20 protein-coding genes and 1 riboswitch are annotated in these 18,244 nt (G+C 35.8%); of the genes, 15 read left to right on the forward strand and 5 right to left on the reverse strand.

The features are described 5' to 3' along the window. Nucleotides 1-79 precede the first annotated feature (79 nt). From ACGHIN_RS03355 to ACGHIN_RS03415, 13 genes are all read left to right on the forward strand, one after another. Entirely contained in the window at nt 80-877 is a 798-nt protein-coding gene (locus ACGHIN_RS03355) for a hypothetical protein (protein WP_390450802.1), read from the forward strand. Between the two features lie 320 nt (nt 878-1,197). Then, nucleotides 1,198-2,292 carry a hypothetical protein gene (locus tag ACGHIN_RS03360; RefSeq protein WP_390450804.1) on the forward strand — a complete coding sequence of 365 codons (1,095 nt, stop codon included), beginning with the start codon at nt 1,198-1,200 and terminating at the stop codon, nt 2,290-2,292. A gap of 35 nt (nt 2,293-2,327) precedes the next feature. Further along, nucleotides 2,328-2,987, forward strand: coding sequence for a DUF2461 domain-containing protein (locus ACGHIN_RS03365; protein WP_390450806.1), 660 nt, complete (start codon nt 2,328-2,330; stop codon nt 2,985-2,987). 98 nt (nt 2,988-3,085) lie between these two features. Next, nucleotides 3,086-3,601, forward strand: coding sequence for a DinB family protein (locus ACGHIN_RS03370; RefSeq protein WP_390450808.1), 516 nt, complete (start codon nt 3,086-3,088; stop codon nt 3,599-3,601). Nucleotides 3,602-3,697: 96 nt separating this feature from the next. Beyond that, entirely contained in the window at nt 3,698-4,156 is a 459-nt protein-coding gene (locus ACGHIN_RS03375; protein WP_390450810.1) for a nuclear transport factor 2 family protein, read from the forward strand. Nucleotides 4,157-4,218: 62 nt separating this feature from the next. Further along, entirely contained in the window at nt 4,219-4,764 is a 546-nt protein-coding gene (locus ACGHIN_RS03380; protein WP_390450812.1) for a dihydrofolate reductase family protein, read from the forward strand. A gap of 5 nt (nt 4,765-4,769) precedes the next feature. Continuing rightward, the gene (locus tag ACGHIN_RS03385; RefSeq protein WP_390450814.1) at nt 4,770-5,129 is read left to right on the forward strand and encodes a DUF2200 domain-containing protein; all 360 of its coding nucleotides are present in this window, start codon (nt 4,770-4,772) and stop codon (nt 5,127-5,129) included. Nucleotides 5,130-5,209: 80 nt separating this feature from the next. Next, nucleotides 5,210-5,893, forward strand: a complete 684-nt coding sequence (locus ACGHIN_RS03390) for a hypothetical protein (protein ID WP_390450816.1) — start codon at nt 5,210-5,212, stop codon at nt 5,891-5,893. Between the two features lie 159 nt (nt 5,894-6,052). Beyond that, nucleotides 6,053-6,178: riboswitch (FMN riboswitch) on the forward strand. Nucleotides 6,179-6,271: 93 nt separating this feature from the next. Further along, nucleotides 6,272-6,922 carry a 3,4-dihydroxy-2-butanone-4-phosphate synthase gene (ribB, locus tag ACGHIN_RS03395; protein WP_390450818.1) on the forward strand — a complete coding sequence of 217 codons (651 nt, stop codon included), beginning with the start codon at nt 6,272-6,274 and terminating at the stop codon, nt 6,920-6,922. A 146-nt stretch (nt 6,923-7,068) separates the two neighbouring features. Then, the gene (locus tag ACGHIN_RS03400; protein ID WP_390450820.1) at nt 7,069-8,064 is read left to right on the forward strand and encodes a T9SS type A sorting domain-containing protein; all 996 of its coding nucleotides are present in this window, start codon (nt 7,069-7,071) and stop codon (nt 8,062-8,064) included. Nucleotides 8,065-8,254: 190 nt separating this feature from the next. Then, the gene (locus ACGHIN_RS03405; RefSeq protein WP_390450822.1) at nt 8,255-9,007 is read left to right on the forward strand and encodes a DUF3575 domain-containing protein; all 753 of its coding nucleotides are present in this window, start codon (nt 8,255-8,257) and stop codon (nt 9,005-9,007) included. A 48-nt stretch (nt 9,008-9,055) separates the two neighbouring features. Next, the gene (locus ACGHIN_RS03410; RefSeq protein WP_390450824.1) at nt 9,056-9,796 is read left to right on the forward strand and encodes a hypothetical protein; all 741 of its coding nucleotides are present in this window, start codon (nt 9,056-9,058) and stop codon (nt 9,794-9,796) included. Between the two features lie 29 nt (nt 9,797-9,825). Then, nucleotides 9,826-11,118 carry an MFS transporter gene (locus ACGHIN_RS03415; RefSeq protein WP_390450826.1) on the forward strand — a complete coding sequence of 431 codons (1,293 nt, stop codon included), beginning with the start codon at nt 9,826-9,828 and terminating at the stop codon, nt 11,116-11,118. A gap of 51 nt (nt 11,119-11,169) precedes the next feature. Here the strand turns inward: ACGHIN_RS03415 and ACGHIN_RS03420 are convergent, their stop codons facing one another. Next, entirely contained in the window at nt 11,170-11,382 is a 213-nt protein-coding gene (locus tag ACGHIN_RS03420; RefSeq protein WP_121459940.1) for a hypothetical protein, read from the reverse strand. 175 nt (nt 11,383-11,557) lie between these two features. Here ACGHIN_RS03420 and ACGHIN_RS03425 point away from each other — a divergent pair, with 175 nt between their 5' ends. Further along, nucleotides 11,558-12,172: a class I SAM-dependent methyltransferase gene (locus tag ACGHIN_RS03425; RefSeq protein ID WP_390450827.1), complete on the forward strand. Its 615-nt coding sequence runs from the start codon at nt 11,558-11,560 to the stop codon at nt 12,170-12,172. Between the two features lie 69 nt (nt 12,173-12,241). Continuing rightward, nucleotides 12,242-14,023, forward strand: a complete 1,782-nt coding sequence (locus ACGHIN_RS03430) for a M43 family zinc metalloprotease (protein ID WP_390450828.1) — start codon at nt 12,242-12,244, stop codon at nt 14,021-14,023. A gap of 76 nt (nt 14,024-14,099) precedes the next feature. On the opposite strand, the gene ACGHIN_RS03435 is transcribed toward ACGHIN_RS03430, so the two are convergent. The 4 genes from ACGHIN_RS03435 to truA form a co-directional block, all read right to left on the reverse strand. Then, complete coding sequence (locus ACGHIN_RS03435) at nt 14,100-15,860, reverse strand: ABC transporter ATP-binding protein (protein WP_390450830.1); 1,761 nt, start codon at nt 15,858-15,860, stop codon at nt 14,100-14,102. A gap of 125 nt (nt 15,861-15,985) precedes the next feature. Further along, nucleotides 15,986-16,756, reverse strand: a complete 771-nt coding sequence (locus ACGHIN_RS03440) for an alpha/beta hydrolase (RefSeq protein ID WP_390450832.1) — start codon at nt 16,754-16,756, stop codon at nt 15,986-15,988. A gap of 76 nt (nt 16,757-16,832) precedes the next feature. Further along, complete coding sequence (locus ACGHIN_RS03445) at nt 16,833-17,420, reverse strand: Crp/Fnr family transcriptional regulator (protein WP_390450834.1); 588 nt, start codon at nt 17,418-17,420, stop codon at nt 16,833-16,835. 11 nt (nt 17,421-17,431) lie between these two features. Continuing rightward, entirely contained in the window at nt 17,432-18,187 is a 756-nt protein-coding gene (truA, locus tag ACGHIN_RS03450) for a tRNA pseudouridine(38-40) synthase TruA (protein ID WP_390450836.1), read from the reverse strand. Between the last annotated feature and the right edge of the window lie 57 nt (nt 18,188-18,244).

Genomic DNA, 18,244 nt, shown 5'->3' on the forward strand with positions numbered 1-18,244 from the left:
CGCAATATCTATTGTCATTATTACACAATACGTAACTTAGAAAGTTAGCCGTAATTTTAAACCAGAACTGGAATTTCAAATGGGAAGAAACACTAATATATATATGTTTGATAAAGAAATAGCTTCTGAAAAACTTTATCAAGATTTAAAATTCAAAAAACTCTGCAAGAGAACATTTGAAAATTTTATAAATGAAAGAAAAATTGAATTTGGAAACTCTTATCTCGTTTCCTATGATAATATTTTATCTATCGTAAAAGAAAATATAAACAATATTACAGCTGACGAATTATTTGAATTGATTTACTATATAGATGAAGAATTAATATATGGGAAATATGATAATGAAGGAAGTGACTGGAAATCAAGAGATAATTATCAAAATAAAATTTATGAAGAATATGGCATTACATTATTGTATGAACTTCCAACTTCTACAGTTTGTTATAGCTATATGTTTCAATATGGTAATTACACCCATCATTATCCAATAGAGGAGATTAAATTTGATAAAGATGATGAGGGTGAAAATATTAGCTCATTTGATTTTTTAAAATTCAATGATTATATGATTCTTATAATGAAAAGAATTATTGACGGCAAACTTGATGGAGATAGTAATTATTATTTAAATGACAATGAAATGACTATTTTAAACAAAGTTATTATGGAACATGAGGATAATAATATATTACACCTAATTATAGAACATGAATTTAACTTCATAAAATCTTGTTTTGAGTCTGAAGGAAAAGCAAGTGACCCAGAAAAAAACACAGTGTATAGAGCTACAGAATTTTTAAACAAATCAATAGAAATGAAGTCCAAAATAAACCCTCTAAAAAACACAAGAGTCGTAATTGTTGATTCTTGCTAAACAGCAGTTTTTCGATTGAACATTTGTGCTTCGATTTCCACCACTTCGCCAAGCTACAAAACGTTAGCTGATAGTTAATAAAAACAAATCTCAACTATCCTCAGTATTTCTAATCAATTTTGAAATCCAATGTAGTAAATGTAAAGTTTCTTCCATTTTCTATATCGCTTACTGTACCTTTGCTCCGCAAGTATTCTGCATTTTTTTAATGATTGCTGAAAAAGCTATCATCTTTCTAAGTTTACATACCAGGAATTGAAACAACTATTTTAAATTTACAAACAAAAAAATCCATACAAATAATCCGGCCTCAAATTACCATGGAAGACAATTTTAAAAATTTCGAAAGAACGATTAAGAAAAAACACAGTATTAGTTTCACCCCAAAATATAAAGAAGAATTCAAAACACCTGTCAATGAAACACTCTTTATTGCTATTGCAGAAAAAACATTCGAAAAATTAGGCTGGGATATCGTTTACAAAGACAGCAACAGCATAGAAGCAAAACGTAAAGAAGCAGGCTGGATAAATGAACGCTGGACAGAAATTATTACAGCCCATTATAAAAATGGAACCGTTTTCGTAAAAAGTGAATCCTTAGGTAATGAAATATGGGATGCAGGAAAAAATTCTAAGAGAGTAAAGCTATTCATCTATGCTTATGAGGAAATCTTAAAAACATTTGACCAAAATGCACTCAATAAAATTGAAAATGAGGCAGAAAGGAGAAATAACTGGGATGATTATGTTATTCCTGAAACCTTACCAAAGCCAATACAAACAAAAAATCCCAATATCACATTACCCATTATTGGTGGCTTATTCCTCTCGATAACTCTCGGTTTCGTATTAGCATTTCTTTCCGTAAAAGGGATATACATAATTATGCTTTTTGAATTTTTGGTGGCAACTGCTATTGCTTTTACGATGAAATATTTAATTAAGCTTTCAAACTATACAGATTTTAGCAAATTGAAATATCTGTTGGGAGTAATGGTTATATTAATTTATGTATTAAACCAATATTTTCAATATGAACTCATTTTGCATGAAAATAATCTGGAAAGAATTGGATTTTTAAATTTTTTACAGATAAGATTTACGGAAGGTTTTATAGTGAACAAAATTAATTTAGGTTGGATCGGATGGATAATCAGCTGGATCTTACAATTAGGACTTACAGGTATTATTCTTTATTTAAAAATAGTTGCTGTTCTCACCAGTTATATTATTGAAAGAGTTCCGGTTGAAGTCATTGACTTTGCATTTTATCATGTAGTAAAAGAAAAATCAGAGGAGGAAATTAGAAGTGAACTTGCTAAAAAAGGATGGTCCAACAAAAGAAATCAAGATGAAGCCATGGAAGCAGTTGGGGGAATGCAAAATGCAATAGAGTTAAATAGAATCAAATAAATATCTTTGGACTTTAGAATACGACACTTCCCATTATGAAAAAAACCTTTGAATTTCTTAAACAGCTAGAAAAAAATAACAACCGTGAGTGGTTTGCTCAACACAAAGCAGAATATGATGCAGTGGTAAAAGAAAACAAGGCATTTTTCAATCAGGTGTATACCGAGCTTCAGGAACATGACAACCTGAAAGGAATTCATATTTTCAGGATTTACAGGGATGTTCGCTTTTCTAAGGACCAGACTCCATACAAGACGAATTTCGGAGTAGGATATTCCCGTTCAAAACCAATGCTGAGAGGCGGATATTATATTCAGATTGAACCCGGAAACAGCTTTGTAGGAGGCGGATTCTGGGGACCGGATGCCAAAGACCTGCTCCGCATCCGTAAAGAATTTGAAAACAGTACCGCAGAAATTGAAAAGATCACTTTAGATGATACATTCATAAAATATTTTAAAGAAATTAAAGGGGAAGCCGTAAAAACCGCCCCAAGAGGTTTTGATAAAGATCATCCCGCCATAGACCTGATCAGAAAAAAACAATATGTAGTGATGAGAAAATTCACCGATAAAGAGGTTCTATCCGATGATTTTCAGAAAGAATCCGTTCTCACCTTATTAGCCATGCGTCCTTTTTTTGATTATATGAGCGAAGTGCTTACTACGGATTTGAACGGAGAATCATTATTTTAAAATTTAAAAACTGGTTAAGAATTTTCTACCCTGTATGAAATTGGCTACTATTTTACTTAATTTTATACACCGAATCATTAAAACAAAATATTAAGATCATGAATCTAAAAAACCTCATCACGCACACCGTCCAATACAACAACTGGGTGGTCAATAAATACCTCGACTGGCTTTCGACCAAGTCTGATGAACAACTTAACCAGGAAGTTATTTCAAGTTTCCCGACTATTTTGGCCACATTACATCATATCTGGCAAACCCAGGAATATTGGTGGAGCCATATTGCGGAGAATAATGATTTTAATTTTGCCGAAACTTCTGCTAAAACAACCAGAGATGAAATTTTCTCCGGAATAAAAAACAATTCGGAAAAACTTATGAAATATGTGGAGAGTCTGTCTGAAGAGGACTTAGCCAAAAACGTAAAAATCGAATCTCAGTGGTTTCAGTGTGATTTTTCCAAATATGAATACATTCAGCATATTATAATGCACGGAACCTATCACCGGGGACAGATCGTAACCATGGGACGAAATGTAGGAATAACCGATGCTCCAATGACGGATTATAACTTCTGGAACATCTATAAAGATGCGGATGTAGCAATCACCTAAATAAATACAAATTAAATATTACAGCCGTTCTGTTTTAGGGCGGTTTTTTATTAAAATGAAATAGTAAATTAGTGAATCAAACTAAGATAACTTATTATGAAAACTTCAATAATTACAATCATACTGTTTTTGATTTGCGTTAAATCTTTGGCTCAAAACTCTTTCGAAACACCTTTGTTAAAAGAACAAATAAGAAAACTTGAACTTTCCCACGCAAAAGCTATTTTTGAAGGCAATAGAGTCGCTTTAGACAGCTTAATGAATGATGATGTAACGGTCAATCATCCGACAAACAGAATCGTAAAAGAAAAAAAGGAATTATTAGACCTGATTAAAAAAGGAACAATAAAATATATCGAATTTGAAAGAATTCCAGAAACTTTTTTATTTTATAAAGATATGGTCGTCGTAATGGGCAGAGAAACAGTTGTTCCTGCCAAAGGAGCACCGAATTCTGGTAAAAAATTACTACGCAGATATACTAATACCTGGATGAGGAATAATGGGAAATGGCAATTATTTATTCGCCATGCAAATAATACATGTTCAGAGTGAATCTATATCGCCGGAACCTTTTCGAATTAAGTTCGCTACCATTATTAAAGTAATATACATCTATGAAAAGAATAATCCTAGACCTTGCCGTCACCTTAGACGGATTTATTGAAGGCCCCAACGGAGAAATCGATTGGTGCATTATGGACGATGACATGGATTTTGACGGTTTTCTTTCCACAATTGATACCATTTTCTATGGAAGGGTAAGCTATGATATGTGGGGAAATTATCAGCCGGAGGATAATGCAAGTGAAGAAGAGCAAAATCTTTGGAAGGCCGTTCATTCAAAAAATAAATATGTATTTTCAAGTCAGAAAGGAGAAAGCCAGAATGCCGTTTTTATTAGTTCAGATATTGCTAATGCTGTCGCAGAGATTAAAAAACAGGGCGGAAAAGGCATCTGGCTGTATGGCGGAGCAAGCCTCATCAAAACTTTCATTGATCTGAATCTTATTGATGTTTACAGGATTTCCGTTCATCCGATAGCCTTAGGAAAAGGAAAACCTTTATTTGAGAATTTGAAAGATAGCTTGCATTTGAAATTACTAAAAACGAATGTTTTTAAATCGGGAGTCGTCCAATTAATTTATGAACCTGTAAAATAAAAATCATGCAAAATAAAAATTACGAAAGAGTTTACAATATGTCATTTGCGGGGGTTTATCCGCATTATATTGAAAAGGCAGAAAGAAAAGGACGTACTAAAGAAGAAGTTCATGAAATCATATTCTGGTTAACAGGTTATGATGAAAAAACATTTCGGGAACATTTGGAGAACAAAACCAATTTCAGGACATTCTTTGAACAGGCTCCTCAGATCAATCCCAATGTCTCAATGATCAAAGGAGTGATTTGCGGATACCGCGTGGAAGATATTGAAGATGAGCTGATGAGGAATATCCGCTACCTGGATAAATTGATTGATGAATTGGCGAAGGGAAAGGCAATGGATAAAATATTAAGAAAATAATCATTAAAAAACTATTTAATCCTATGAAGCAATTCATCATAATTTTATTTCTTTTTGTATCCGCAAATATTTACAGCCAAATGCCTGATGCAATTAAATTGTCTGATTTCAAACTTTGTGAATTAACAATAGATGATTTAAAGAAAAGAGATCCGGAGTTGAAACAGGTAAAATTTGAAGAAATGGATTTATGTTCTGACGGTTTTGTTCAGGATGGCAGATTTGAAAACAGGATTGGATATGAAAGTAAACTATATCCCGGTGTCGTTTTTCAAAAATATCAGCCAGATTTAAATATTATTGCAAAAATCCACCTGACAAAAGAGTTTAAAGGTTACTTACCTGACGGAAATTATGTTGACATGAAAACCTTAAAAACAAGTGACATCCTGAAAAAGTATAATACCCTAAAGAAATGGACCTCAAGAGGATGTTCCGACTATTGGGGAATCAACCAGGATAAACAGCTATACTTTTATGTCAAAATCAATAAAGACAAAAAACCGCAATACCCGATTGATGAAAAATATTATATGGAGCAGTTAGTTGATGGAATTGATATCGTTAGTGATTGCTATAATACAAGAGAAATTAAACCTCTTTATATTTTGGACGGAAAAGAAGTATCTGAAGAGATACTTAAAGCCCTGAAACCAGAAAACGTAGAATCTGTAAATATTTTAAAAGATAAAAATGCAGTGAGTAAGTATGGTGAAAAAGGAAAAAATGGAGTAATTGAAATTTTTCTGAAATCAAAAAAGTAAAACGTTCTAAAACAGAACGTTTTTTTTATTTTCTACCCTTTGAAATCTCCTCCAACCTCTTCCCTATCTCAAAAAACTTTCCGAAATTAGCAGTCTGTGCGTTATATCATATTCAATGAAGTAAAAAATTAATTACAACAAACAGCAAAACTTAGGATAAGTTTTCTTCGGGGCAGGGTGAAATTCCCTACCGGCGGTTACAGTCCGCGACTCCTTTCATTTGAAGGGACTGATTTGGTGAAATTCCAAAACCGACAGTTACAGTCTGGATGGGAGAAGAAAATGAAACAATCGGTAAGGCTATTTCGATAGGCTTATTGTATTGTATTTCATTTCCATGTACCGAAGAGCTATTTAACTTTTAAAAGTAAATACAACATGGAAACATTACTAGAAAAATTCGGAGTTACCTCCACAGAACGTGTAGAAAATGCACTTCTAAAACTACAACAGGGCAAAGGCATTATTTTAGTAGATGATGAAAACCGTGAAAACGAAGGCGACATCATCTTTCCCGCCTCTACCATCACAGAACAGGACATGGCACTTCTGATCCGCGAATGCAGTGGAATTGTCTGCTTATGCATTTCCGAAGAAAAAAGCCGGCATCTGAACCTACGCCCTATGGTTGAAAACAACACCAGTAAAAACCAAACAGCATTCACCATTTCCATTGAAGCTAAAGAAGGCGTTTCTTCCGGCGTTTCAGCGAAGGATCGTGTAACTACGATTAAGGCGGCAACGGCAACATCTGCAAAAGCGGAAGATATTGCAAGCCCGGGACATATTTTCCCTTTAATTTCCAAAAAAGACGGCGTTTTTGAAAGAAGAGGACACACGGAAGGGAGTGTAGACCTCGTAAAGCTGGCCCGTCTTGGGGAAGATGCCGTTCTTTGTGAACTGACCAATGAAGACGGCTCCATGGCCAGGCTTCCTGAAATTGTAACTTTCGCTGAAAAAAAGCAGATGAGCGTAGTCACTATTGAGGACATCTATTCGTACCGTAAAATGAAGATCAGTCAAAATTAAAAAACCAATATTTAGCGCACAGACCATAGCCGTTCAATACAATTGAACGGCTTTTGTTTTAGCATATCAGCAATAAAGTGTATTTATTTTTAAAAATATACCCCTGTTTGCACGCAATATTATTATCTTTAAACAAAATATACTCTATGAAAAAATCTATACTGTTTTTATTAGCCGGTTGCGGTATTTTAACTGCACAAACAACCGTAACCAAAGCATTTAACGACCCCATCATAGGGGATGTTATTAACGGATATACGGTAAACGGGACCGTTGACAATTCTGCAACAGGTAATGGTGTTACCTTTAACAATGCAGGTTTAACACAGGGAACGGCAAGCAGTACAACCTATATAGCGCCTACCACCACTGAAATTACCACTTTTCCAGGCTCAAACATCAAAATGGTAGCCACAGGAAACACCATTCTTTACAAATCGTCTGCCTCCAAACTTGAAATAACAGGTGTTGTAACCCCTGATGCCACTTTAAACTTCTCTGCCGACAATGGTACATTCATTACTTATCCAGCCGCTTATGGGCATTCAGAATCTGATAACGCAAGAGGAACCTTTACTTCTACAGCAGCTTCAGGGCTTTTTAAGGGTACCATCAACACTACTGCCGATGCCTACGGAACTTTACTTATCGGGTCAAAAACATATACCAATGTTATCAGAATAAAATCTGTACAGAATTTTAATCTATATGCTTCTTTTGACGTAGTCTACTCCAACCCTATTGGAACAATTATCAATACGGCTTATTCTTACTATGATGCCACACATAAATTTCCTTTATTAAGCTCCACGAATGGCAACATCAGTGTTCCTCTGCTTAGCATTAACCAAACCACTAGTGGCGGTCAGGCTTTGAATGAGGTTTATTTATCTGCTGTAGATACAGTAAAAAAAGACAGCTTCAGGATTTACCCTAACCCTGCTCAGGATTTTATAGAGTTTAAAGGAAACACAGGAAATTATTCTACTGCCAATATTTACACACTGGATGGAAGATTAATAAAAACAGCTGATATTACTTCAGGAAAAGTTCAGGTATCGGAATTACCGCAGGCTAATTATTTCATCGAGGTTTCCGGAAAAGCCGGAAAATCAGAAGCAGTGAAGTTCATTAAGAAATAGTTCTATTTCAAATTAAAGAATATTTAAAATCCGGTCATTTTGATCGGATTTTTTATTTCAACAAATACAATTTATTATTGATAAATTATCTTCAATTTTAAATTATGTTTATATACAATTGAGTTTTTTGCCCGTTTTTTGCTTTCAGTTCACTAACACCATCACTTAATGTTTAATGAAAATTATAGTCATGAAAAAAAGTCTTATTATAATCCTTTCATTAGCCTCTTTGGGAGCTATTGCCCAAGAATCGCGCACTGCTTCTCCGGAAAAAATGAATATTGTAAAAACCAATGTCACGGGATATGCATTCAGAAATATCAATGCATCCTATGAAAGGGTAATCAATCAGTGGTTCTCCGTTAACATAGGTTTCGGAACCATGACAGAGGGAAAAGTTCCTTTCATCAACGCATTTCTAAGCGATAAAGATGAAGACAGATTTAAAAATCTTCGGGTGAAAGCTACTAACTTCACCATAGAGCCACGCTTTTATATTGGACAAGGTTATGGCAAAGGCTTCTATTTTGCTCCTTATTACCGGTATTCAAAAGTAACCTCCAATACATTTGATTTCTATTACGATTATAATGCCATTAACGGAGTTACCTATCAAATTCCTCTCAAAGGAAACGGAAGTACGAATGGAAACAGTGGCGGACTGATGGTCGGCGTACAGTTTTTCTTAACCAAAAGCCAGAATCTCGTATTGGATTTCTGGATTGCCGGAGCCCATTATGGTAGCGGAAAAGGAGATTTCAACTTAACCAGCGATGTGGTTCTTACCCCTGAAATGCAGGCTCAACTGAAAGAGGAAATAGAAAATCTTGACATTCCTTTTGTAGATTATACGGTAGAAACCAATGCCAATGGAGCCAAAATTAAAGTGGATGGTCCCTGGGCGGGATTCAGGAGTGGTTTGTCGATTGGGTATAGATTTTAAGAATAAAAAAATAGTAATGTGTAAATTTGCCCGTCATATAAATTAGTGATGGGCAAAAAAAAGAACAGTCAAAGAAAAAAGCCAGGTTTAATCAGTAAATTAACAATTCATAACCTCAACTGGCTGGAATGGTCAGCAATTTTTTTTTCAATCTGGTTTATATTCTATCCTAAACCTTATGAATTCCTTCTCATTATTTTATTGCTTTTTCCTATTGTTGGAATACTTTTAAATGGTATTCATCAGCCTAGCATCATCACCTTGGTGAAAATAAGTAAAGACGAAAATGGAAATGATGAATATGATGTTGCCGATTTTATAGATATTATCTCATGGGCTATTTTAATAAGAGTTATAATAGATTATGATTTTGAAAGTTTTTTAAGCTTAATAATTCCCGGAGCCGTTGCTTTTGTTCTTGTAGTAATAATTCTATTTTCAACACACCAATTGATTGCCAGCTCAACTAAAAACAAATGGTGGATATATTGCTCCTTACTATTTAATATTTTCGTTTATAGTTATGCCGGAACATATGCGATTAATTGTACTTTTGACAACTCCAAACCTCAAGTATACAAAACCACAATTCTAAGCAAACGGATATCAGAAGGAAGACGATCTACTTCTTACCTCGTTGAAATAACGCCTTGGGGTAACCGTTCAGAAAAAGAAGAAATAAGCATTTCAAAAACTCAATTTGGAAAATTATATGTAGGGGATCATATTAATGTAGACATTAAAAAAGGACTTTTCAATATTCCATGGTACTACGTTGAGGACAATTAAATAAATTTTTAAATCAGTATCTTTCTTTCATGTATTCATCACAAATCACCACCTCTCAAAGAATCAAAGCAATTATAGGTGGTTCTATCGGAAACCTTGTTGAATGGTATGATTGGTATGCTTATGCAGCCTTTGCCATTTACTTTTCCAATTCTTTTTTCCCGGATTCGGATCTCACAGCACAACTGTTAAATACAGCAGGAATTTTCGCGGTCGGATTTTTGATGCGACCTGTCGGAGGCTGGCTATTTGGAAGTATCGCTGATAAAATCGGGCGAAAAAAAGCGATGACACTTTCTGTGTTATTAATGTCGTTCGGCTCTTTACTGATTGCTTTTACGCCCACCTATAAAACCATTGGTGTTCTGGCTCCTGCATTATTGCTTTTGGCAAGATTATTACAGGGATTGAGTGTGGGTGGAGAATACGGTGTTTCCGCAACCTATCTGAGCGAGATGGCCACAGAGGACCGGAGGGGCTTCTATTCCAGTTTTCAATATGTTACATTAATTGGCGGACAACTTATTGCCTTAGGGATTCAGCTTATCCTTCAAAAACTTTTATTAACTGAAGCCCAGCTGGAAGAATGGGGATGGAGAATTCCCTTTATAATTGGAGCAATGCTCTCCGTAATTGCTTTATACCTGAGAGCCAATCTACATGAAACAGAAGCTTTTGAAAATAAGAAAGAGGTGAATGAAAATAAAAAAGGCACCATCAAAGAACTCCTGAAACATCCAAAAGCTTTGCTTACTGTAGTTGGCTTAACATTAGGCGGAACTCTTGCTTTTTACACCTATACGACGTATATGCAGAAATTCCTGGTGAATACTGTTCATCTTACCAAGGAGCAATCTACATTGATTTCATTTGTATCCCTTTTTATATTTGCCTGTTTACAGCCTGTATTCGGAGCATTATCCGACAAAATTGGACGGAGGCCTTTGCTTTTAAGCTTTGGAATATTGGGAACTATATTTACCTTTCCTCTTCTGAATGCATTAAGTACAACGACGTCCATGTGGGGTGCATTTTTCCTAATCATGGCAGCTTTGATCATCGTTAGCGGCTACACTTCCATTAATGCTGTGGTAAAGGCGGAGCTATTTCCGTCTGAAGTAAGAGCGCTTGGTGTAGGACTTCCTTATGCATTAACGGTAGCTATTTTCGGAGGAACTGCAGAATATATTGCCTTATGGTTCAAGCAGAAAGAAATGGAGCATTATTTCTATTGGTATATTACCGTATGTATTTTCTTTTCGTTAGTAGTGTATTCAAGAATGAAAGACACGAAAGACAATTCAGCACTGGATAATGATTAAAAATGATATTAAAACCGCGGCTCAGATTTCATCGGCCCCGCGGCTGTTTTTTTAACTATAAACTTGTTTGAATTTTTCTATCAGATGATCCATTGTATGACGCTGCACATAAACACTTTTTACCTCATCATATCTTGGAGATCTGTAAAAAACCTCATGGAAATCCATACTTCCATTACCCACCTTTACAATTTTCTGTACATCAATGTTTAGTTTTTTCAGTTCGTCTTTCAGCATTTGAAATTCATCTTGGATATTATTCATCTCTTAATCTTAATGTTTTTGTTAATAAAATATTATATTCACCATTTGTTATTCATTGAAACATCAAAAACTGTTCCTATATTAATTAAATGTTAACAAATTTAAAAATAATCCAACGAGTCAATGTGGATAACTTTAAAAAAATCAAGTATTCATATAAATATTTTATAAGTTAATGAAGCACTCTATCCATAAAAAACATTGGGAAACAGTATATGAAACTAAAAGCCCCGACCAGGTAAGCTGGACACAAAAAGTGCCAAAAACTTCTCTAGATTTTATCCGCAATTCAGGTTTCAATAAGGACGCTAAAATTATTGACATTGGTGGCGGTGATAGTAATCTTGTAGATTTTCTCCTGGCAGAAGGCTATCAAAACATCTCAGTACTTGACATCTCAGGCAAAGCTCTGGAAAGGGCACAGAAACGCTTGGGAGCTAATGCCGGAAAGGTGGCCTGGATTGAAGCCGACGTAACAGAATTCAACCCTGCCGAAGTCTATGATATTTGGCATGACAGAGCGACTTTTCATTTTTTAACTCATCAGGAACAAATCCTGAAGTATCTTCAGATTACTAAAGAAAATGTAACCGGCAATATGGTCCTGGGAACTTTCTCTACCAACGGACCGACCAAGTGTAGCGGATTGGATATACAGCAATATGATGAGTCTTCTTTAACAAGACTCTTCAAAGACAACTTTGAGAAGCAGACCTGCTTGACAGAAAACCATATTACCCCCTTCAACACCATACAAAATTTCATATTCTGCAGCTTTAGAAAACTTTAATTTGTTCACTTTAAATATTTCACTTAATTTAGAATTTTAAAAACCTAACCACCTAAATATAAAACCTTTATGAAAAAACTACTATTTTCTCTTATCTTAGGATTAACGGTTTCCCATGTCTATTCACAAAAAACTGAAGTGCTGGAATGCGGAACTGATGAGTTGATGAGAAAACATTATGCAAGATTTCCGGAACAAAAAGCTCAGGATGATGCTTTTAATTTAGAATTATCAAAACTGATCAAAAGCGGAAAAATTGCTTCTCAGATTAACAAGAATCAAATCTATGAAATCCCTGTTGTGGTGCACGTTGTTGGTGACGGAAGTCCTATCGGTTCTGTAAATAATAAATCTGACGCCGATATTATAGCCTGGATTAATTATACCAATGGAGTATTTGCAGGGAACTCGTCCAGTGGAATGTCTGCAACAAGTGCTGTTCTGCCTGTAAAATTTGTTTTTGCCAAAATAAGTCCAAGCTGTACTGCCACAAATGGGATCAACAGAATCGATGCTTCTCATCTTGCGAAATATGTAAGCGGCGGAGTGAATAGCGATAATACTACTAATGCCGTTGCAGCTTCTGAAATTACAGCATTAGGGATGTGGGATACCAGTAAATATTATAATATCTACGTGGTCAAAAAACTAGCTTCTAATTCAGGTACTTTAAATGGCTTTGCTTATTATCCGGGAGGAAGCCTGGATTATTCGTTCATGTCGACAAGTGCTTCTGCTGTCAATGCTCAAACGCTAGCTCATGAATTCGGACATGCTTTAGGGCTCAGACATACGCACGAAGGGTTCAGTGACAGTACCGGGGCCTGTCCTGCAAATGCAGACTGCACATTGGAAGGAGATCTTGTTTGCGATACAGAACCCATGAAAAGCCTTTATCACTCTTCTGTTCCTTATACCTGCCAGACAGGGCAGATCAATCCTTGTACAAGTCAGACATATGCAGGTGGAGAGAGAAATGTGATGTCTTATACATTCTGTTTCAGAGATCTTTTTACCCAAGGACAAACCACCAGAGCCATTGCCCAGCTTTTGCAGTACAGACAATCGCTGATCAATTCTCCAACAGGCAGTACTACAACTCCTAATAATACGGTTACTTTAGCAACAGCTTGTACACCGACAACCATTACCAACCCCGGGAATTTCAACATTGGTGTAACTTCTGTTAAATTCGGAAGCATTAACAATTATTCAACCAATTACAAAGTAGCTACCAATAATTTCTATGAGAACTTTACGGGCAATTATTGCCTGGGAACATCAAAAACCAGTATTCCGGGTAATTCTGCCACTACGCTTACGGTTGCTCCGGGAACAAGCAATACACATATCATCAAGGCCTATATTGATTATAATAATGACGGGCAATTTAATGAAACTACCGAGCTGGTTCTTAACCAAAGTAATGTAAGCAACACTTCCGTTGCCACAGCTTCTGTAACTCCGCCTGCCGGTGCTGTGATTAATACTCCTTTAAGAATGAGGGTTATTGGTGATTTTAATGGTACTGCTATTACTTCCTGCTATACTCCGAGATACGGACAAGTGGAAGATTATTCAGTAACTATTACTGCAGAAGATATACTAGCAATCAGAGAGGTAAAGAAAAATGAAACAAACATCGTTAAAGTAGAAAACACGGTGTTAGTGAAGAGCAATGAGAAGATTTCCTCATTAAAGATTTATGATATATCCGGGCGAATTCTTTTCGACCAATCTAATATCAATACTACAGAGTTTTCAGCTCCACTGAATGTAAAAGACATTGTCGTTATTGCCAGTGCAACTTTAGAAAACGGAAAAGTGATCACCAAGAAACTTAAATTCTAAATAATTCACTTATAAAATTAAAAGAGAGCTTTCCAGCTCTCTTTTTTATTGTTTTTATTTTGTCGTATCTGCAAATTTAAGCATTACGGTTTTCTTCCTCCACCTCTACTTCATGTTTTAGTTGAGCCTTGTAAAGTGTGGCATAATATCCGTTTTTATCTAAAAGCTCTAAATGTTTCCCTTCTTCCACAATCTTTCCATGATCCATAACAATAATCTTGTCCGCTTTTTCAATGGTAGAAAGTCTGTGTGCAATAATAATTGATGTCCTGTTTTTGGTAATTTTCTCTGTAGCTCTCTGGATCAGCTTTTCACTTTCATGGTCTATGGAAGAAGTAGCTTCATCAAGAATTAATATTTTCGGATCAGATAAATAAGCCCTCAGGAAAGAAAGCAATTGTCTCTGCCCAAGAGAAATAGACGAGCCCCTTTCACTTACCACATAATCGTACCCGCCCGGAAGCTGTTCGATAAATTCATCCACTTCAATCTCTTTAGCGCCTGCCTTTATCTTACCCAGCGTAATGGTTTCATCCCCGAAAGCAAGGTTTTCATAAATACTTCCATGGAAAAGGAAGACATCCTGCAATACAACTCCGACGTGGCTTCTTAAGTTATAGAGTTCGTAATCTTTCAGATCAACATCATCAATAAGGATCTTCCCTGAATTAATATCATAGAGTCTTGTAATCAAACTGATAATCGTAGATTTTCCAGCTCCTGTAGCTCCAACAATTGCTACGGTTTCCCCGGGATTTACTTTAAAATCAATTCCTTTTAACACCTCCTGCTTGTCATCATAGGCAAAACGCACCTCTCTGAATTCAATCTTTCCACCGAATTGATCTTTCTTCACTTTTCCGGTATTTGGTATTGCATTTTCCTCATCCATCAAGCCTAATACTCTTTCCGCCCCGACAATCCCTCTCTGGATATTGTTGAACCGGTCCGCAATCTGTCTTAAAGGACGGATCAGCATGGAAATATATTGAATGAAAGCAATCACAACCCCTGCCTTGATCGTGGTATACCCTCCATAAAGCAGTATGAATCCTATAAAAAGTGAAGAAATAAGCTCTACAACAGGAAAGAATAACGAGAAAATAAAGACCGTTCTTAATAAAGCTCCTTTAAGCGTAATATTAATATCATCAAACTTTTCAAATTCCGCTTGCTGTCTGTTGAAAACCTGAATGATTGGCATTCCGGCCAATCTTTCCTGCACAAAAGAGTTTTGATTAGCCGTCCAGTTTCTTTCATCCCCAAAAGCTTTCTTCAGCTTCTTCTGAAAAACTCGGGTAATAACCACCATCAAAGGTAAAATAGCCAGTGTGATATAACTTAGATGCACATTCGTCATGAACATCATTACCAATACAAATATAATTCTCAGGATATCCCCGAATACCATCAGAAAACCATCGGTATAAACGGTTGCTATAGTTTCCACATCCCCTACGGCCCTGGTTACAAGCTGCCCAATAGGCGTTTTATCAAAAAAAGACGTTTTGAAATAAATCAGCTTTGCATATAACCTCTCCCTTATATCCCTGATCACATTCTGTGAGATAAAATTGGAAAAATACACGAGAAAGAAGTTCAGTATAGTTTCCGCAAATACCAGCCCCACCAGGATGTAGACATGTTTCATCATGAGAGCTTTATCCTTTAATGCAGTAATGTCATTATCCACCACCTGCATGGTGAGATAGGGTCTGTATGTAGAAACTACTGATAATATGATGGAAATAATCAGGGTAAGGATGAACCAGGAACGGAATTTCATTCCGATAAAGAACAACCTTCTGATAATTGCCCAGGTATCTTGTTTTTTCATTGTACGAATGGATGAGTAGAAATAAAAATTCCTATGCAAAAATAAGATTTTATAAATTTATTCAGTTGCTACTCATCAAAATAGTCATAGAAAATTTTAGATACCTGTTATTTATAATATGAATCTTAAGGAAGTTTTTTCAGCCAGTTGAGAGTATATCCCGCCACTTCCTCCCAACCCTTTTCCCCACAGATAAAATGGCTTCTGCCTTCAAATTCTTTAAAATCCACAATGCTGTTGGAATCTTTATAGGCATTCGCTATTTTTCTTGAAAATGCAGCGGAAAAAATATGATCATTGGAACCTGCAATGAATAATAAAGGTTGATGAGGCTTTTTCATATCCAGTTTCGCAGAAGATTTGAATAACGGATCTCTTGCCAGCTTTCTGCTTTCAGGTGTGGCTACCGTTTCATACAGTTTATCGCTTTCCTCTCTTGAATAATTATTAAAAAATGCTTTGTGATACCATTCTTTTGTTCCTAAATAAGGATTGTTTCCTTTGAAAAAGTTTACGACAGGCCAAACAATTTTCACGGTAGAAAAAGGAGCCATTACATTTTTTGGCGGAGCACCATCAATACTCACTCCTGCAACAGCTTTATCCATGTCAATAAGCTTCTGAACCATCAATCCTCCGAATGAATGCCCAATTACAATAGGTTTTTCAGGAAGTGTATCAATAAATTTCACCAAATGATCTATCACATCATCAAAGCCTACATTCTTTAATTCGGATGGAATATTTCTTTTTAATTGTACAGGATCTCCATGATGTCCGGGATTGGATGGGGTATGAACCGTATAACCCTGAGCTTCGAAATAAGTTTTCCATTCTTTCCAGCTTGTATTATTCACAAATAATCCATGAATCAATACGATAGTTTTTGTTTTCATAATTTCTAGGTTTTAAATTATGAGACAAAGTTGCACAGATAAAATGACGTTCATTTTAACTTGGGTTAAAATCGTATTATTTCCCTGAAATTCTTTTTCTTATTCTGCTTAAAGAAGGCCCCTGAATACCTAAATAAGAAGAAATATGATAAAGCGGGACATTATTGAAGATATCAGGATGTTGTTTGATCAGGTCCAGATAACGTTCTTCAGGAGATTTGAGCAGAAAACCTTCAATCCTTGTCATGGTTACATTGAACGCTTCCTGAGCCAGTAACCTGCCGAACTTTTCCCATTGATGTGATTGCTGATATAAAGAAAGTAAGTCTGTATACCGGATATAAATAATAGCAGAATCCGTTAAAGCCTGAGTATGGTAATCACAGGGAATCTGGTTGATAAAGCTTTTAAAGGAAACCACAAAGCCATTGGCGGAATACAGGAAAACATTTTTCTCTTCTCCGGTTTTTTCATCTATCGTGTAAGAGCGGAAAACGCCATCTACGATGAACCCAAAATAGGTACAAACCGTTCCACGGAGATTGTAAAAGTCTCCTTTTTTATATTCTTTAGGCAGCCAAAAATCTTCCGACAGCTTGAAATCCTCTTCCGAAAGACCGGCAAACTGCTGCAGAGCAAAACTCAATTTTTCGATTTCGGTCATGGCATTATATTTTATTCAAATTCATACCCCACATCTACCAGGAACAAACCATGTCCCGGTGCAGAAGTTCCTGCAGAGTTTCGGTTTTTATCTTCAATGACTGTTCGTAAATCTTCGGGTTTCATTTTTCCGGCTCCGATTTCCACCATTGTTCCGACGATCGCTCTCACCATATTCCGGAGAAAACGATTGGCTGAGACAGTGAATTTCAATTCACTCCCGTTCTGTTCCCATTCTGCTTTATATATTTTACAGATATTGGTTTTATTGTCGGTCTTTAATTTTGCAAAACTTGTAAAATCTTCATATTCAAATAAGATCTTACAGGCTTCATTCATAGAAGTAATATCTAACGGTCTTTTCCAGTGCTGCCACGCAGAATCCTGTGTGAAAGGATTTTTCTCCAGGGAAATATAATACTCATACGTTCTGTACGTTGCATCAAAACGAGCATGAAAATCATCCTTCACCGGAAATATTTTTTTAATCGAAATATCTGGTGGAAGAAAGCTGTTCAATCTGTGGGCAAGCTGATCATTCAAAACCTGTTCCGTATCAAAATGGGCAAAAATCTTTCTGGCATGAACACCTGTGTCCGTTCTTCCTGCTCCCGTTGTTTTAATATCTTCTCTCAATATCGTGGAAAGCGCTTTTTCCAATTCTTCCTGCACAGAAACGGCATCCGGCTGAATCTGATAGCCGAAATAATTTTTACCGTTGTATGAAAACTCAATAAAGTACCTCAATGTATTACTATAACTCCACAAAAATACTTTAATTTAATGAAATATTTGTTGAAAACTCGTTGAGAATATTGAAGTAAA

Origin of the sequence: Chryseobacterium barbadense (assembly GCF_042849955.1) — a bacterium.
In the GTDB taxonomy this organism is placed as follows: Bacteria; Bacteroidota; Bacteroidia; order Flavobacteriales; family Weeksellaceae; genus Chryseobacterium.

Coding starts and splice junctions, on each gene's coding strand:
- ACGHIN_RS03355 (WP_390450802.1), top strand. CDS start 80: ATGGGAAGAAACACTAATATATATATGTTTGATAAAGAAATAGCTTCT.
- ACGHIN_RS03360 (WP_390450804.1), top strand. CDS start 1,198: ATGGAAGACAATTTTAAAAATTTCGAAAGAACGATTAAGAAAAAACAC.
- ACGHIN_RS03365 (WP_390450806.1), top strand. CDS start 2,328: ATGAAAAAAACCTTTGAATTTCTTAAACAGCTAGAAAAAAATAACAAC.
- ACGHIN_RS03370 (WP_390450808.1), top strand. CDS start 3,086: ATGAATCTAAAAAACCTCATCACGCACACCGTCCAATACAACAACTGG.
- ACGHIN_RS03375 (WP_390450810.1), top strand. CDS start 3,698: ATGAAAACTTCAATAATTACAATCATACTGTTTTTGATTTGCGTTAAA.
- ACGHIN_RS03380 (WP_390450812.1), top strand. CDS start 4,219: ATGAAAAGAATAATCCTAGACCTTGCCGTCACCTTAGACGGATTTATT.
- ACGHIN_RS03385 (WP_390450814.1), top strand. CDS start 4,770: ATGCAAAATAAAAATTACGAAAGAGTTTACAATATGTCATTTGCGGGG.
- ACGHIN_RS03390 (WP_390450816.1), top strand. CDS start 5,210: ATGCCTGATGCAATTAAATTGTCTGATTTCAAACTTTGTGAATTAACA.
- ribB (WP_390450818.1), top strand. CDS start 6,272: ATGGAAACATTACTAGAAAAATTCGGAGTTACCTCCACAGAACGTGTA.
- ACGHIN_RS03400 (WP_390450820.1), top strand. CDS start 7,069: ATGAAAAAATCTATACTGTTTTTATTAGCCGGTTGCGGTATTTTAACT.
- ACGHIN_RS03405 (WP_390450822.1), top strand. CDS start 8,255: ATGAAAAAAAGTCTTATTATAATCCTTTCATTAGCCTCTTTGGGAGCT.
- ACGHIN_RS03410 (WP_390450824.1), top strand. CDS start 9,056: ATGGGCAAAAAAAAGAACAGTCAAAGAAAAAAGCCAGGTTTAATCAGT.
- ACGHIN_RS03415 (WP_390450826.1), top strand. CDS start 9,826: ATGTATTCATCACAAATCACCACCTCTCAAAGAATCAAAGCAATTATA.
- ACGHIN_RS03420 (WP_121459940.1), bottom strand. CDS start 11,382: ATGAATAATATCCAAGATGAATTTCAAATGCTGAAAGACGAACTGAAA.
- ACGHIN_RS03425 (WP_390450827.1), top strand. CDS start 11,558: ATGAAGCACTCTATCCATAAAAAACATTGGGAAACAGTATATGAAACT.
- ACGHIN_RS03430 (WP_390450828.1), top strand. CDS start 12,242: ATGAAAAAACTACTATTTTCTCTTATCTTAGGATTAACGGTTTCCCAT.
- ACGHIN_RS03435 (WP_390450830.1), bottom strand. CDS start 15,860: ATGAAAAAACAAGATACCTGGGCAATTATCAGAAGGTTGTTCTTTATC.
- ACGHIN_RS03440 (WP_390450832.1), bottom strand. CDS start 16,756: ATGAAAACAAAAACTATCGTATTGATTCATGGATTATTTGTGAATAAT.
- ACGHIN_RS03445 (WP_390450834.1), bottom strand. CDS start 17,420: ATGACCGAAATCGAAAAATTGAGTTTTGCTCTGCAGCAGTTTGCCGGT.